The 16,352-nt window shown below is 49.1% G+C and carries 16 protein-coding genes; 6 read left to right on the top strand and 10 right to left on the bottom strand.

Annotated elements, in window-relative coordinates; translation table 11 throughout:
* Positions 1-329: hypothetical protein (locus J4G02_10390; GenBank protein ID MCE2394982.1), on the bottom strand; the 329-nt coding region annotated here is incomplete at its 3' end.
* Positions 330-447: 118 nt separating this feature from the next.
* Positions 448-1,677 carry a bifunctional glutamate N-acetyltransferase/amino-acid acetyltransferase ArgJ gene (gene argJ / locus J4G02_10385; protein ID MCE2394981.1) on the bottom strand — a complete coding sequence of 410 codons (1,230 nt, stop codon included), beginning with the start codon at positions 1,675-1,677 and terminating at the stop codon, positions 448-450.
* A gap of 247 nt (positions 1,678-1,924) precedes the next feature.
* Between argJ and J4G02_10380 the strand changes: the two genes are divergently transcribed.
* Positions 1,925-2,557, top strand: coding sequence for a 5-deoxy-glucuronate isomerase (locus J4G02_10380; protein ID MCE2394980.1), 633 nt, complete (start codon positions 1,925-1,927; stop codon positions 2,555-2,557).
* 24 nt (positions 2,558-2,581) lie between these two features.
* Positions 2,582-3,349 (top strand): phytanoyl-CoA dioxygenase family protein, encoded by a 768-nt coding sequence (locus J4G02_10375; protein ID MCE2394979.1) that lies wholly within the window; start codon positions 2,582-2,584, stop codon positions 3,347-3,349.
* A 214-nt stretch (positions 3,350-3,563) separates the two neighbouring features.
* Here J4G02_10375 and J4G02_10370 read toward each other — a convergent pair whose 3' ends face one another.
* The 4 genes from J4G02_10370 to J4G02_10355 all read right to left on the bottom strand — a co-directional run bounded on the left by J4G02_10370 (position 3,564) and on the right by J4G02_10355 (position 7,453).
* Entirely contained in the window at positions 3,564-4,754 is a 1,191-nt protein-coding gene (locus J4G02_10370; protein ID MCE2394978.1) for an acyl-CoA desaturase, read from the bottom strand.
* Between the two features lie 163 nt (positions 4,755-4,917).
* Positions 4,918-6,165, bottom strand: a complete 1,248-nt coding sequence (locus J4G02_10365; protein ID MCE2394977.1) for a DEAD/DEAH box helicase — start codon at positions 6,163-6,165, stop codon at positions 4,918-4,920.
* Positions 6,166-6,646: 481 nt separating this feature from the next.
* Positions 6,647-6,901: a DNA-directed RNA polymerase subunit omega gene (rpoZ, locus tag J4G02_10360; GenBank protein MCE2394976.1), complete on the bottom strand. Its 255-nt coding sequence runs from the start codon at positions 6,899-6,901 to the stop codon at positions 6,647-6,649.
* Between the two features lie 21 nt (positions 6,902-6,922).
* Positions 6,923-7,453, bottom strand: a complete 531-nt coding sequence (locus J4G02_10355; GenBank protein MCE2394975.1) for a MarR family transcriptional regulator — start codon at positions 7,451-7,453, stop codon at positions 6,923-6,925.
* Between the two features lie 1,196 nt (positions 7,454-8,649).
* On the opposite strand from J4G02_10355, the gene J4G02_10350 reads away from it, so the two are divergent.
* A complete protein-coding gene (locus tag J4G02_10350) occupies positions 8,650-9,846 on the top strand; it encodes a Gfo/Idh/MocA family oxidoreductase (GenBank protein ID MCE2394974.1) in 1,197 nt (398 codons plus the stop codon).
* A gap of 252 nt (positions 9,847-10,098) precedes the next feature.
* Positions 10,099-10,500, top strand: a complete 402-nt coding sequence (locus tag J4G02_10345) for a cupin domain-containing protein (protein MCE2394973.1) — start codon at positions 10,099-10,101, stop codon at positions 10,498-10,500.
* A 25-nt stretch (positions 10,501-10,525) separates the two neighbouring features.
* Here J4G02_10345 and J4G02_10340 read toward each other — a convergent pair whose 3' ends face one another.
* From J4G02_10340 to J4G02_10330, 3 genes are all read right to left on the bottom strand, one after another.
* Positions 10,526-11,350, bottom strand: a complete 825-nt coding sequence (locus J4G02_10340; GenBank protein MCE2394972.1) for a hypothetical protein — start codon at positions 11,348-11,350, stop codon at positions 10,526-10,528.
* 118 nt (positions 11,351-11,468) lie between these two features.
* Positions 11,469-12,467: a sugar phosphate isomerase/epimerase gene (locus J4G02_10335; GenBank protein MCE2394971.1), complete on the bottom strand. Its 999-nt coding sequence runs from the start codon at positions 12,465-12,467 to the stop codon at positions 11,469-11,471.
* Between the two features lie 89 nt (positions 12,468-12,556).
* Positions 12,557-13,729 carry a Gfo/Idh/MocA family oxidoreductase gene (locus J4G02_10330; protein MCE2394970.1) on the bottom strand — a complete coding sequence of 391 codons (1,173 nt, stop codon included), beginning with the start codon at positions 13,727-13,729 and terminating at the stop codon, positions 12,557-12,559.
* A 226-nt stretch (positions 13,730-13,955) separates the two neighbouring features.
* Between J4G02_10330 and J4G02_10325 the strand changes: the two genes are divergently transcribed.
* On the top strand, positions 13,956-14,951 hold the full coding sequence (locus J4G02_10325) for a Gfo/Idh/MocA family oxidoreductase (protein MCE2394969.1): 996 nt from the start codon (positions 13,956-13,958) through the stop codon (positions 14,949-14,951).
* Between the two features lie 21 nt (positions 14,952-14,972).
* Here the strand turns inward: J4G02_10325 and J4G02_10320 are convergent, their stop codons facing one another.
* Positions 14,973-15,662 (bottom strand): RraA family protein, encoded by a 690-nt coding sequence (locus J4G02_10320; GenBank protein MCE2394968.1) that lies wholly within the window; start codon positions 15,660-15,662, stop codon positions 14,973-14,975.
* A 231-nt stretch (positions 15,663-15,893) separates the two neighbouring features.
* Here J4G02_10320 and J4G02_10315 point away from each other — a divergent pair.
* Positions 15,894-16,352 (top strand): hypothetical protein (locus tag J4G02_10315; GenBank protein ID MCE2394967.1); only part of this gene is annotated, 459 nt, incomplete at its 3' end.

The following is a 16,352-nucleotide window of genomic DNA, read 5'->3' as shown; positions in this document are numbered from 1 at the left end:
TCTTTGGGGAGTAGTTTGCTGTGAAAAAGTGAGATGTCGGGACCAATCAATTGCTCGATAATATCCAGCATTGCGCCCGAACGCAAGATTTTATTCAAGGTTGGACTGACCAGTTCACTCTGCATCAGTTGTTTAATCCGTGGCGGCATGTTTGGGTCATCGAATTCCTCCCACGCTACTTCGACGCCCTCAATCGATTGTTTTGCCATCCGACTGTGGATGTTATGGATCTCCGCTTGAACCTTTTCGATTTCCTCAGGCGAGACAAGTCCTTGCCTCAGCACATAACCGTTCTCGTCGTAAAATTGCTTTTCGTCAGGTGTAAGCATAAGCGTCATTTCTCCTTGGTCTGAATTCTCAGCAAGATAGGTATTCTAACCTTCCGATTTATCGGAGGAGGTTGCCTGACTGTACTAATGAACTAATGAACCAATGAACAAATGGCTTTCACGTTTCACTCTTTTTTTGTTTTGCAGTCCGGTAGTCCGCATTGATGCTAATATAATCGTGGGAATAGTCACACGTCCACATGGTGACGGTTGCATCGCCGGCATTCAGATCAACCGTAATGGTCACGGTATCCTTGGAAAAGAGTGCCGTTGCTTTATCCTCATCAAATCCGGCGTCCATTCCATCCTTGACCAGTTGATAGTCACCGAGCCAAACATCTACCTGATACGGGTCAAATTCCGCGCCCGATTTTCCAGCCGCCATCATGATACGTCCCCAATTTGCGTCTGAGCCGAAAACAGCAGTCTTCACGAGCGGCGATTCGGCGATTGAACGGGCTGCCATCTCCCCTTCCGTTTCGTTCTTCCCACCTTTAACGACTACCTCAACCAACTTCGTTGCGCCTTCTCCATCACGGGCGATTTTCTTCGCTAACTCAATGCAGGCAGAGTCTAGTACTTCACAGAATGCCTCGTAGTCGCCATTAGTTGTGTCAGTGATTTCTGCATTCCCTGCGGTGCCTGTTGCCAAGATTAGCACCGTATCGTTTGTACTGCTATCCGTATCAATCGTCATCCGATTGAAAGACTTCGCAGCGGACTCACGTAACGCCTGCTGTAGCGGCTCACTGGCGATGTTCACATCTGTCGCCAGAAAAGCGAGCATCGTGGCAAGATTCGGAGCAATCATCCCTGCCCCTTTCGTCATGCCACCAATCCGAGCGATTTTTCCCCCAATTTCAAACTCCACAGCAATCTCTTTGGGGACGGTATCTGTTGTCATGATTGCAAGGGCAGCGTCATGCCCTCCATCTGGGTCCAGCGCCGGAGCAGCGAGACGGATACCGTTACTGATTTTATCCATCGGTAACTGCTGCCCGATGACTCCCGTTGAAGCCACCAATACGAGACTTGGATCGATGCCGAGTGCTTCCCCCACCAACGAGGCCATCTGTCGTGCGTTCTTCATGCCGACCTCGCCCGTACATGCGTTAGCGTTCTTGCTGTTGATGACAATCGCTTGACCTGTATTGTCACTGAGATTTTCACGGCACACCAAAACCACCGGGGCACACACACGATTTTTCGTGAATACCCCCGCTGCAACCGCCGGCGCGTCCGCTGCTATCAAGGCGACATCCTTTTCGTTATCCGGCTTCAGTCCAGCGTGGACGCCGGTCGCCTTCAACCCCGGTACTGCTGTTATTCCGCCATCAATCTGTTTCATCACCGTTCTCCATTGGATAGATATTTGATTTCCCTCTCTGCTCCTCTTGCTCCCTGAATTAGTGCGTCAATTATAGCGAGTTGCGGGAGAATTGTCAATTGTCAATTCTCAGAGATTTTCTACGAATCAAGAATAAAGCAATTGACGGTAAGTTCTATTTTCAATTGTTCACGAATGACTTTGATGGTATAATGCAGTTAAGATATACAAACCACTAATCGAGTCCGCCTAAATGAGCAGATCAGAAATGAACCTATTCAAAAAATACAAACCGGATAAAGGATATACCCGACTTATTGAGAGCGGTGAAATGGGAATAACAGGGCTTGATTTTGGTATCCTCAATCTCGGCATCGGTGAATCTTTCTTTGAAGACACCGGGGATAACGAGGTTATGCTGGTGGTACTCGGAGGTCAGTGCGAATTGCTTGTTGGGCATAACGGGAATAAAGCCCACGGACTCATTGGGGACCGTGCAGATGTCTTTGAAGGCGAGGCGTATCGAGTATCTATCCCTTATCGGACAACCTACGAAATTCTTGCGCACGATGATCCTGTAGAGGTCGCAGTTTGTAAAGCACCTTCATTTCTTGAAACAGCAGCTGTCATCCTTGAACCGGGCGACGATTTCAACCGTGGTGAGCATGCGTTAATTGTCAGTGAAACACCTGCTCACTCAATCTCTGGTGAAGCGATCTGTTTCTATCGTCTCACACCCGTGGAAGGACACGCCTCTCAACGCATCTATCGCGAGGGACATTCGTTTGAACAATCCGTGAATGTTCATCACAATAACGTGCTCGCACTGCCCAAAGGCTACCACGCCGAACTTGCAGAGGTGGAAGTTCAGTTGTATTGCCTTCGGATTTCTGGCTCGTAATCCATAAAAGGGAGATGAAAAATCATGGAGATCACCAAGGCACAGGTGGATCATTTTCACGCGCACGGATTCTTTTTTGTGCCCAATCCTTTTGGCGAGGAACGAATGCGCGAAATTGATCAAATTGTTGTGGAGAGCGAGGAAAAGTGGACGAACACAGATTGGCCCAGTGGACTCAACAAACTTGCCTGTCAATTTCTTACGGTAGGAGAGCCAATCCTCCAGATAGTGGAGCAACCACAACTCGTCGAGATGGCTGAGCGTTTGCTAAACTGTGAGCAGGTGCATGTAGGAGCCTGCGGATTGGGAGATGCACTGACGGCTATCTCGGAGCGTCAAGGTCTATACCGCCAAGTCTATTGGCACGCCGATGGCGGTCCCGATGTCAAACAGGTTTCGTTCCGGACGGGTCTAGACCGACATGATCCGACGAATGCACCACTGCGCATCTTGCCGGGAAGCCATCTGAGAGCGAAGGAGGAAATCTGGGAAGAACTGTTACAGTTGGAGATCGCTACAGGGCAGCACGATCTTGCGCCGAAGGAACTTTATGCGAAGCACCCTACCGAGGTTGAGGTGCTCCTCGATCCGCGCTGGACATTGGTTTGGACACCGAGCTGCTGGCACGCAACAGGTGTCAAGACAGCTGCCGGACCTCGCCGGGCGATGGGTTGGAACTACTTTCCCGCCGGCGGCAGAAAGCGTGATGTAGAGGCGTTGAAGTACATTTTTTCCGAAGAATGGAAAGATTGGAGTGACGAACGAAAGCAGCTTTGGGGATTGCTAGACTGAAACTAGTTGACGCCAGAATAGCACGGACTTAAGGGTTTTCTTGTGAGAGAAAAGTGCTGAAAACCAATCGTCACTACGATTCGTTGAAGAGATAAAACTCAGGAGAGGTCTCGGACTGCTGGGGCTCTGTTATTATCCTATCACCCTAGAACTTCAATGCCCATTACTTTTCTGCCACATATATCCTCTGCGTCTCTATGTCTCGGTGGTTCAATTAGGACAGATGTCTAGCTTGTGGCATAGGCGATGGTAAATCGTGGAACAGATGTTTTAAAATAGCGTCAACAACCATCTCATGGGCTCGGACAACAATCAGATCCATATGTTGGCTATGAGCAAACATCTCTTGCGCGTGATGTTTCAGAGATGACATTGTTGGCAGATCGGAACGACAAATCTCGGTGAGAAAAACGTGAGCGGATGGCCGGGAGTGGCGGACACGTTGGCGTAGCTCTGCAAATTTGGGTGTGTGTGCCCACGCTTGGCGAATTTGCTCACTGATAGCTTCAATTGGGAAGCTTGTCGCCAACTGTCGGGCGACTCGTTCGATGACGTTTCGTGGCATTCCACGTATCCCTTGAATTACGGTGGCAGGTGGGGCGCGAAGGTCCCAAACAATTCTAAAGAATGCCAAGAACTTCAAAACGTAATATGTGAAATCGATCTGCCACCAATGGAACCCTTGTCGGGTTGAACCCTGAAAGTAGTGGTGGTTGTTGTGCCACCCTTCACCAAAGGTGATGAGTGCCAGAAACCAGTTGTTGCGCGAGTCCTCCCCGGTGACGTAAGACCGTTTGCCGATAAGGTGAGCCAGCGAGTTAATCGCAAATGTGCAGTGAAAGAGGAGCATCGTACTGATGAAGAAACCGACCACCAGTCCAGACCAACCGGAAACCAACCACACCCCGACTCCCAACAGCACTGGTGGTACGTGTTTGTACTTGTTGAGCCAAACGAGCTCAGGAAATTTCATAAAATCTTTTATCAGGTCATAATCCGCTTGGCGTTTGGTTGCCGAAAAAATCCAACCGAAGTGGGCAAACCAGAAACCGCTTTGAAGTGGCGAGTGTACGTCTTGTGGGGTATCGGAGTATTTATGATGTTTGCGATGGTGGGCTGCCCACCAAAGCGTGCCCTGTTGCCCCGACGACTGTCCAACGAACGCGAGCAAGAATTGGAAGACACGGCTGGTTTTGAAGGAACGATGTGAAAAATATCGATGATAGCCACCCGTAATGGCAAACATGCGGATAGCGTACAATACGCCACAAAGTATAAGGTCTGAAGCCTGAAAACCGGTCCAGATGACCGCAAAACAGGCAAGATGAACCAGTGCGAAGGGGATGACTGCGGGATAAATGATATCAGCCTCATCGGCGTGACGCGCAGTTTCAGGGAAAGACACTTGCAGTTATATTCCTTTCTTTGTCTGTTGTGAATAGATACATTGCCGCCATTCTGGGCTATTAAGGATGGCGAGGGTCAGCATCGCCCGAGTGTGTCTAAGTAACGTGTGCATCTTAAGCGGTCTCTTGATTAGCGAGAACAAATTCCGCATAGAATTTTTATCAAGGCGAGCGGCGGCGCGGGATATTCCTACCTTTAGTGGGGCGAATATGGTTTCGCTTGTGGTGCGATAGTGCCTTTCGTAGCGGCTTTGAACGGTTTTTCTGGAACTGGCTTTCCGGTACGAAACTACCGTAATCAAAATCAGGTAACCGCCGCCGTTCAATTCGTGTCCCCAGCAGTTTTTCAATGTCTCGTATCATCTGCTCATCCGCTCGGCCGGCAAGCGTGAATGCTTCACCAGACCGGTGAGCGCGACCCGTGCGACCAATCCGGTGAGTGTAGGCATCGACAGTATTGGGGATATCGAAATTGATCACGTGCGATATTTCCGACACGTCTATGCCGCGCGCAGCAACGTCCGTGGCGACAAGAATGTCGTATTTCCCATCGCGAAAGCCATTGATCGCTTTCTGCCGCTGACTCTGCGACATGTTACCTTGCAGTGCTGCTACGTGATAACCACCCTTTGCCATGTCGCGTGCCAGATTACGGGCGCGATACTTGGTGCGGGTAAAGATCAAGACCCGGCCCGTGGGTGTCTGTTCCAACATTGCCAGCAGAAGATCTTTCTTGAGGCTATCGGGCACCGGATAGAGCGCGTGTGAAACGGTCTCCACCGGAGCAATCTTACCGATTTGAACTACGACCGGATCTTTGAGAATATTATCTGCCAGTTCGCGGCTATCTTCTGGCATTGTGGCTGAAAAGAAAAGCGTCTGGCGTTGGGATGGCAGTAGCTTGAGGATGCGGCGAATATCGGGGAGAAAGCCCATATCGCACATGCGATCCGCTTCGTCCAACACCAGCACTTCAACGCCCGATAGATCGATATCGCCATCGTAAACGAGGTCAAGCAGGCGACCAGGACAAGCAATAACAATTTCTGCGCCACTCCGTAGCCGCGAGACTTGAGAAACTTTGCTCACACCGCCATAAATGGATACGCTGCTCACATCGGTATTTTTGCCAAGATCAAGACCCATCTGGTAAATCTGTTCAGCGAGTTCGCGTGTGGGCGCAATAATGAGGGCACGCACGCGACGGAACGGGCCCTTGGTTAACCGTTGTAAAATAGGCAGCATGAAGGCTGCGGTTTTACCCGTGCCGGTATGGGCTAAACCCATCACATCATGCCCTTCGAGCACCATGGGGATAGCTTGCTGCTGAATCGGGGTAGGCGTAGTGTAGTTGACTGCTTTAATGCGGGCGGCAATGCGCCGGTCAAAAGAAAATTGTTCAAAATTCACTGGAAGTACTCCTTGAGTCTGTTGAGCCAAGTCGTACTCTCAGCTCGATGATGTTTTGCTAATTGCTTTGCTAATTATGCCGCCAATCAATTGTTGGTACAAACAGGACCTGTTGGCTGACGTTGAACTAACGATATCACGACTGATCTGCCATTTTTAACAGCGATTAGGGCTTCAGAAGTGCCAATCTTTGCTAATACTTTAACCATATTGGTAAGAGAATTACAGTTGAGGTTCATATAAAAAGAGAGTGTAAAGCGCGAAAATAAACCGAGTTTTTTCTTCAAAACTCGGTTTCTGTTGCACCATTTCTTTACATGAGCCACAGTTGATATATCCGTTTCGCTGCACGGATTTTATACTTTTCATTGAACCGCCGTCAAGACGACTTAAAGCAATTCTTTGAGAGATTGTGAATGATGCGTTTGGCGGAGTTTGCGAAGGACTTCCTCTGACGCCTTCGGATTTATCCTGACTTCAATCATTCAGGTATATCTTTCTCCTTGACATCAAACGGATCATCTAGGTTTTCCGGGTCTGAATCCAGTTGATTGTACTCAATTTTTCCCTCAATGAGTTCTTCGATGGCTTCTGACGCCGGTTTCCGGGGTGAAATCGCAGTAAAGAAGGAAGCCTCCTTTTTATTCAGTTCGCGCGCACGTAGACCGGCAATATGAATCGCTAGGTATTTGTTACCAACAATCTTAACGACATCTTCAAGATAAACAACTGACATTTTGATCTCCGTATTCTGGATTTACTTTGAATCATCTTGAACTGGATTGGCAGGGGGATCTTCGGTGACCTCGGAGATTTCCCCGCTGACAAGCGTTGGCGCGGCATCAAGGTTTTTCACCTCCATCATCGAAGCGATTCTTTGAAGGGATGAAAGTAATGATGTTTGTTCCCAATGCTCAAGTTTCTCAAATTCCCTCACGAAACGGTCGTGGAGTAGTGATGGGGCATTCGCAAGTGCCCTTTCGCCCAAATCGGTGAGTTTTACGAGAACACTGCGTTTATCCTCATCGGCGCGTCTTCGCTCTATCAAGCCGCGCTTTGAAAGCCGGTTGAGTATTCCGGTGACCGTTGCATTGCTAAGGCTGACGTTTTCGGCCAATTGGCCTGCTGTTATCTTCCCTGATCGTGAAATTTCACCTAGGACGATAAGTTGAGGTGCTGTCAACCCGTGGTAGCGTGCAAGATGACTCGAATAGAGATCGATTGCCCGCATGATACATCTGAGTGCCATAAGCACTTCATCCCGTATATCTTTTTGATCTAGAGCCATTGTAAGTCCTTCCTATAAAGAAAGAATATGCAACGAAATTATACGGAGTAAAGGTCTTGTTGTTTGTTTAGTATGCTAAATAATAACATGCGAAAACTTGTAAGTCAAGACGAAACAGTGATACTATGAAACATCAGTTCAATATAGGGAACGAGGAGACACGGAACGGGAAAGAATTACAAATCGCAAATTGAGAAATCCAGCCCTATCTTCTCGTTGGGACTTCCCTTATTGGAGCTGATCTTGTGCCTGTCCTTCCGTCCCTGTGTCTTTGTGGTTAATTGCAGGGATTTGGTATACTTGCGCCGAATTCATGTTACAAAGCTCGAATTGTTGAGGCAATGTTACAGCGGGAGATATTAAAAGGCGTTTAAGTAAATAAAAAAATTAGTGTGCAAAATACTTATTGTTCATAGAAGTCGCTTCAGCGACTCAGGCGAGTTTTAGGCATGTGATTTTGGCTAGACCCTGAAATGCCTGCAATAGAGTTTAGGCACTCGATAAAGATTGCTTCACAGTTGAACGTCCACGTGAAGTGCCGGATGGTAGGATTGACAAGAAAACGGGTCCAAGCATTTCCAATCAATACAGAGGTGATTCAGGAGCGTTATCAAGACTTAGGGGCAACTGCACCTTGAACCATTAGAACGGAATGTAAAGCAGTAGGGATATCCTGTCAGTTAAATTCAGAAACAGTCTAGTGAAAAAGGGCATTAGGGATTCGTATGCGGAAGGAAATTGAGGAACTGAGGCGCAGGACTGAAGAATGATGACTCGTTTGAAGGCTTACGGTGGAAATCACGGCGAACAGATCAGGTCAACGAAATCCTTAAGCCCATGCCATTCGGGTAACACCATGAAGTTTTCTGTTAACGGCTAACTAGCAACAAGCCCAATGCTTTAGCGTTAGGTCTGGCACGGTAATTTTGTATGCTTCTTTCTACAAACTATGGTATAATTGAGGTGTCTTTCGGTGGGGGAATATGCCCCCTATTGCCCGATAGGGTTTCCCACCTTCCAGTGATATGGAAAAGGATAAACACAAAGACACTCCCATGTTAAAAACGCACAAGATAGCACTAAATCCCAATAACGTTCAAGCACAGAGCAACAGCTATTGGTCAGTCTATCATAAGAATCCCAAGCATTTATGCTTGGGAGCAGTCAAATAACTCAAGTGAGGAAGAAGAAATGCTATGAATACCAATCCTATTGTCATCGGCATGATCGGTGCTGGCTTTTCCGCGACGTTCCACGTTCACAACTATCGGCTTGTTCCCGGCTTGGACGTTCAGATCAAGGGGGTCACTGCGAGGAGCCAAGAGAGTGCTACCGCCTTCGCCCAAGAACACAATCTAGAAACAGTTTATCCTACAGCGGAAGCCCTGTTTGCGGACGAGGAAATAACTGTCGTCGATCTCTGCGTTCCCAATTACCTCCACTATCCGCTAACCGTTCAAGCCGCCAAAGCCGGCAAACACATCATCTGTGAAAAACCCTTGACAGGCTATTTTGGGGCTGGTGGGGAGACACTTGTGGGACGCGAGACCTCCCGGCGCAAGATGTTTGAAGCAGCACTAAAGGCAGCCGACGAAATGGTGGACACTGTTAAACGTAACGGCGTGACGTTCTGCTATGGGGAGAACTGGGTGCACGCGCCAAGCGTACAGAAGGCAAACGACATCCTCGCACAGAGCGACAACACCATCCTCCGCATCATTGCCGAAGAGTCACACAGCGGATCGCATTCCGATTACGCAAAGGAGTGGCGATACTCCGGGGGCGGTGCGCTTTACAACAAGGGCTGCCATCCCGTCGGCGCAACACTCTATCTGAAATACAACGAAGGGCAGCGGAAATATGGGAAACCCATCAAACCGAAAAGCGTTGTCGCAGAGGTCGCAAACCTGACCCATATTGAAAGTTTCGTCAATGAGGATGAGAAATGGATCAGAGAAGGTTGGAAGGATTGCGAGGATTGGGGATCGATGATCATTACGTTCGACGACGATACCATCGCCCAGATCACTGCTTCAGATATTGTGCTTGGCGGCATCCAAAACGTCATGACTGTCTATTCAAGCAAAGCTGTAGTGCAGTGTAACATCAACCCTAACACGGGGATGTTGACATACACACCGAGCGATCACGTTTTGGGTGATACCTATATTCGGGAGAAGGTGGAGACCCGCGCCGGTTGGCAACTGACCAATCCCGATGAGGATTGGATGAACGGTTTCCCGCATGAACTTACAGACTTCTGTCAAGCGATCGCTGACGGACGACCGCCCAAAAGCACGGTAGAGTTGGGGCGGGACATTCTCGCTGTGTGCTATGGGGCTTATATTGCGGCGGAAACTGGTAAGCGTGTTGACCTTTCCGAATGGATGTGAAAGATTCGTAGGGACTGAACAGATGTCCGACGCTATCTGTTTAACTAACCTAATAAGAAACAATCAACATTCATGCTAAGAAATCGTGCAGCAACAATCGTAGGGGCGGGGTCCCCGCCCAAAGGCTGTAGGGGCAACCCTTGTGGTTGCCCGTCTTTTATCTTTTTAATTTGCGTAGATTCGCGTTAATTCGTGGATGCTTTGCTTTCTTTTTATATGAATCACAATCAATAACTTATGAGGATCTATTCCATGAAATATATCGTAAAAACCAACGAGATGCCATGGCAGCCAAAGTTCTTTCCCGGTGAAGATAAACAGTATGGCGACTTCAAGCCACTATGGGAAGAACACGGCACCGAACAGTTTGAAGTCCGGCTGACGCGGATTCCGGCTGGCGGGACAAATACGAAATACCACACCCATACAAAAGAGGAAGAGTGGTTCTATGTGCTAAGCGGTTCATGCCACATTCATATTGAAGGGGAATGGTATCCCATCGAACAAGGTGATTCTGTTTTTAAGCCGACTGGCGCGTATCACATCTTTAGAAATTTTGGGACAGAACCGTGTGAACTGATCATGCTGGGGACCAATGTGGAAGGCAACGAGGTGCATCGCTTGCCGGAACCGGAACCACCGGAAACGAGATAAATAAGGGATAATTAGATTCTCACTCCTAAGTGCCGGTGTCTTCCTTGAAGCGAAATGCAGCTGCTTTGGTAAATGCCGTGGAGGTAATAGTCGGGCACAATCGTTTTTCAATGTGCTCGACTATCAGATCCGTTCCGCGAAAGTGATTAAACTCAGGTGATACAGATTGAAAGAATGAATCTGTCAAGTCGCGGCATAGCACGACATTTTTTCCGTGGTAGACCATTTGTCTTAGCCCAAATGGCCGTCCAGAGACGCAGATATTGGTGTGAACGCCCATCAGAATTACATTGTTGATGCTGCGTACCTCCATCAGGTTGTAAACCTCTTGACCGTCGTCGCTGATTACATCTTCGGAGGCAATCTCAATCGTCTCGATTTGCCGGGTCCAAGGTACTTTTCCACCCTTCCACTGTCGAGTCCCTTTGTCATCCGCAACCCAACCGGGACACGGCTGGATGCAACCGCACCCACCGTTCCGTATGAAAGGCAGCGGCTCTCCTTCACGTTCAGGATCCCAATAGTTCCACTTGATTTCAACCGGTGATTCGGTAAGCGGTGCCTCTATGGCTCGCTGACGTTGCGGCGTGTCATCATAAAACGGCATCGTGCCGCTCGGCGCATGGATGATGAACACACCGGTCTCCCGTGCTGCAGATACCATTCGATTCATGGTGGGCACCATCTCCGCAACACGTTGGGCAGCGGCTTTGCACGTATGGTCATCCCACATGTCACAGATAATGATTGCCGTCTGTTGTCGATTCCAGCGGACGGTTTGAACGCGCTCCTGATCCTCGCACCTGCTGCGCTGTTCCAGCAAGAGGCTTTCCTGATTCTGACTTGTCATTGTTTTTTGCCTACCAATTGTGATTGACGTAAGGGGAGGGAAGAATAGAAGGAATCCAATACTGCCATTCTTCCTCCAAAATGGAAAGTCTGTTTCCGAGAGTTGTTACGATGCAGGACTACTCTTCAAACGCAGAATCAAACGCACGGGCGGATGGCTCAAAGTCGTAGCCTTTGACTTTGGCACAGGCTTCGCGTGCCCCGTGCTCCCGGTCCATGCCGCTGTCCTCCCATTCAATAGAGAGGGGTCCATCATATTCAATGTTATTGAGTGCACGGATGATTTCTTCAAACTCAATATTGCCGCGACCGATTGACCGAAAATCCCAATACCGTCGAGCATCGCCGAAATCCAGGTGTCCACCAAAGACACCGGAGAGGCGCGGCGTTGGCGACCACCACACATCCTTCATGTGAGCGTGGTAGATGCGGTTGCTGAACCGCTCGATAAATGCGACGTAATCAACGCCTTGATAACCAAGATGGCTTGGATCGTAGTTGAACCCGAACGTTTCACGTCCATTGACCGCTTCAATGGCGCGTTCTGAACTCACGATATCGAAGGCAATCTCGGTCGGATGGACTTCAAGCCCGAACTTAATCCCGACCTCGTCAAAAACATCGAAGATCGGATTCCAGCGGTTGGCGAAGTCCTCAAAGCCGGCATCAATTTGGGCAGGATCGTTAGGCGGAAAAGAATAGAGCAGATGCCAAATGCTGCTGCCCGTAAATCCATTGACGACACTCACGCCGAGTTTTGCTGCGGCGCGTGCAGTCTTTTTCATCTCTTCGGCAGCACGTCCACGAACCCCTTCGGGATCGCCATCGCCCCAGATATCGGGCGCCAGGATAGCTTCGTGGCGGCTATCAATATTATCGCAAACCGCCTGCCCGACAAGGTGGTTACTAATCGACCAGACCTTTAGTCCGTATTTTGCTAAGAGGTCATGTCGTCCTTGGCAATAGCCATCATCTTCGAGGGCTTTATCGACTTCAAAGTGATCTCCCCAACATGCCAATTCCAATCCATCATATCCCCAATCACTGGCTTTTTGTGCTAGCTCTTCGAGTGTTAAATCTGCCCACTGTCCCGTAAATAGTGTTACAGGTCTTGCCATCTTATTCCTCCTTAGTATTAGGTTGTAAAAAGCAAGGGGCTGGTCAGAGATCTGCCAACCCCAAAGGATGATAGGTATTGCATTTCACTTTATGCCGGTGGTGTATAGCTTGCGTCCACCCAGCCCCGTTGGTTCCCGCTTTCCACTGCCTTGTGGATAAAGTGAACACCTCGCGCACCATCCTGCACAGTTGGAAAATCTGTATCGAATTCATCGGGTGCTTCGCTAGAGAGTTTTGCAGCAAGCGTGCGTGCAGTGTTGACATAAACGTTTGCAAACGCTTCTATGAACGCTTCTGGGTGTCCAAAGGGCAGTCGTGAATTGTGCGCTGCAACCGGAGCAACGTAGTCGTTACCGCGCTTATACACATGCTCAGGACCATCTGGAAAACGGACATAGAGATAATTCGGATTTTCCTGATGCCATTCGAGCGAAGCCGCCGTGCCATAGACGCGGATACGAAGATTGTTCTCTTCGCCAACAGAAATTTGCGAGGCGTACAGTACTCCCCGTGCACCACCTTTATAGTGGACGAGGATATTCCCATCGTCTTCGAGTTGTCTACCATCAACAAAGGTGGTCAGGTCCGCACAGATCTCTTCCAACTCTAAGCCGGTAATATAATGAGCGAGATTTTCTGCATGTGATCCAATATCCCCGATACAGGATGAAACCCCCGCTTGGCTTGGATCTGTCCGCCAAACTGCCTGCTTTGCACCTTCTCCCTCCAAAAACGTTGCGAGCCATCCCTGCGGATATTCGACAACAATTTTCCGAACCGATCCGAGCGTTCCCTGCGACACTAACTCACGGGCTTGCTTCACCATCGGATAGCCTGTGTAGTTATGCGTCAACGCAAAGACCGCATCGTGCTGCTTCACTAGTCCGCAGAGTGTTTCCGCATCTTCTAGCGTCGTTGTCATCGGTTTATCACAAACAACATGAAACCCTGCTTCGATGAATGTTTTAGCAACCCCAAAATGAACGTGGTTTGGCGTCACAATAGACACAAAGTCGATACGTTCCCCCTCTGGCAATGCACTCTCTTTTTCCGCCATCTCCTGATACGAATTGTATACGCGGTTAGGGTCAAGCAGCAATTCCGCACCCTGTTGCTGCGATTTTTCAGGTGATGCAGAAAACGCCCCGGCAATAAGTTCGATTTCCCCATCGAGTGCTGCAGCTTTTCGGTGAACCGCTCCTATGAATGCATCTGGACCGCCGCCAACCATTCCATAACGTATTTTTCTTCCAAGTGACATATTATTAACTCCTACGATTTTGAATGCTGAACCCGCCTTAAAATCCGCGGATTGCGAACACGGATTATAGCACGATTTACGGCTCTTGTCAATCTGGATCGCTGGGGAATTTGCAACCAAGTTCTTGCGCTGTGAGGTCGAAAGATGGTAAACTTGCTGCAATATTATCCATATCGGAATTACGCACTTCATACGAAATCTGGCAAACCGTGAAAGGAGAATTAAGATGGCATTACGCGTGGCAGTTATCGGGATGCGAGGGATTGGGAACACACACGCTAACGTCTATCATGAACACGCAGAGACATCATTGGTCGCTGTGTGTGATATGGTCAAGGAGCGTGCGGACGAATCGGCGCAACGACTTGGAATCAAGGCATATTACAGCGTTCCATCGCTCTTGGAAAATGAGGGGCTCGATGCCGTCAGCGTTGCGACAGGGGGCTTTGAAAACGGTGGGGCTCATTTTGAGCCAACGATGCAGGCACTTGAGGCGGGACTGCATGTGCTGTGTGAAAAGCCGTTGTCCAACGATGTCGCTCGCGCACGGGAGATGGTCAACAAGGCAAAGGAGAAGAACGTCTGTTTGGGGACAAACCTCAATCACCGCTTCACGCCGTTAGCGTTGCAAGCGAAGGAATGGGTAACGGACGGCAAGCTAGGGGATTTGCTCTTCGTAAACATGGCGCTGTGGATCGAAAATCCGAATGAGACCTCCCCGTTCTTCCATCTTAGAGCATTGCACCCGCATTCACTCGACGTGATGATGTACTTCTGCGGTGAGGTCGAGAAGGTGCACGCGTTTGCAGTTCGTGCACCGGGACGGCAAAATTGGAGCAATGCTTCAATTAACCTCAAGTTTAAGAATGGGGTGGTTGGACACCTCAGCGGTAGTTATGATGCGGGACGGCTAAATGAGCGGTGTGAGGTTGCGGGAACGAATGGACAGTTTGTTCTTGATGGAGTATTTGAGAAACTGACTTTCTACCCCCGACAGAGTGACGAGGTCGAGGAGTATTTCAACCCGCCACCGGGAGCGGAGGGACACATGGACTCATTCGCGGATACGTTCTCAACACGAATTAGCGCGTGGGTTCAACAGCTTGTGGATGGGGTTTCGCCCGATGAGATTGATGCCTCTGGTGCCGCGGGGCTTGCAGCGCAGGAAATCATTGAGGCGGCGATTAAATCGTTCCAGACCGATACGGTCGTAACTCTATAGCCACCGATTGGGCAGCCTTACCTAAACTGTAAATTCTAGTTTGCTTTCTTCTCCGTCACGCATCGCTGCATAGTGTTCCTCGAAGTTCAACATCTCGAACAGGCTCACACCTGCTGCCATCTGCTCTAGCATCAGATCTTCCTTCCGCTGAATTTCCTCCGCAATTGGAATCGCTGCTGCCAGTTCATCAATGGACCCTACAATAACCCCATCGTCGTCGCCGAAGATAATATCCCCCGGATTCACAATAACACCGCCGCAGGGGATCGGGATTTGCGTCTCAAAGATCTTATTGGTTGTCCCCGCCATCGGGTTGAAGGATCGCGCATAGTAAGGTACATCTAAGGTTCGGATCGTTTTGGTATCACGGCAGGGACCATCTATGACGATGCCTGCTAACCCTTTCCGCGCTGCTTCTGTTGGAAACAGTTCACCCGCCACCGCACGACGACTCCCCTGAGTATCAATCACAAGCACCTCCCCCGGCTCGGCATCCCGTAATCCTTTGATCACCGTGAGAAAATCTTCATGGCAGGTCACTGTGTGCGCCCGTCCGACAAGTTTGAGTTCGGTTCGGACAGGACGGATGGCGGGATCGATAACCCTTAACTCTGTAACCGTGGGGTCGGCAGCTCTCAATGCCTTATTACCGTCACATACGCAGGCGGTATCGAGTGCCAACAGACGCCGCTTAATCTCTTCAAAGTTCATTAAGATCTTCGCAGTGGGGATCCCCTTTTTGGGCTGGGGAGAAAACTGCGTCTCCTTTCTTTTTATTGTATCTACATGATCGGCTGCTGTTATTCTTCGTCACCTTTTTTGGTTCTATTTGAGCCTAATTTATGATATACTAAAATTAGTCGATAAATGAAAGAGATTGTGCCTACATTGACGTTTATGGCAGCCGGACTCCAATGACAACCGCTAAAGGAGGTACGAACAGTGTCAGTTAATCGTTTGCTTGATATCTTGGTGACGGTACCTTGCTATCGATTGTGGCAGCGGAAAACAAGCGGACAAATCTTGTACCATCTGCCCAGATCAAGACTCAACCCAAGACTCCACAAGGTATCTTTGGGACTTACCATCGTTTTTCTTACCGGTGCTATACTTGTCCCAATCTTGTTAGTGGTAAAGAACGGCTGGACATCTTTACCGCAGCTGTTTTTAATGCCAGGGTTAATATTTTTCCTGTTTGTTCTGCTCTCCATAGACCATTTTGCAATCACAGAAGCGGGCCTCTACTACCAAGGACGCTTTATAAAGTGGAAAGACCTGCACGCCTTCCAATGGAAAGAGGAAGGAGACTATAAATTCGGCTTGGGAGCAGAGGCGTATATACTCGGCTTAAATGTGCCAGGTGACAGCTTCCCACAGTGGCTTGAGGGATACAAATTTCAA

It is taken from the genome of Candidatus Poribacteria bacterium (assembly GCA_021295755.1).
Classification (GTDB): Bacteria; Poribacteria; WGA-4E; order WGA-4E; family PCPOR2b; genus PCPOR2b.
Note: the sequence above shows the minus strand (reverse complement) of the source record. Positions and strands in the feature narration are given on the sequence as shown.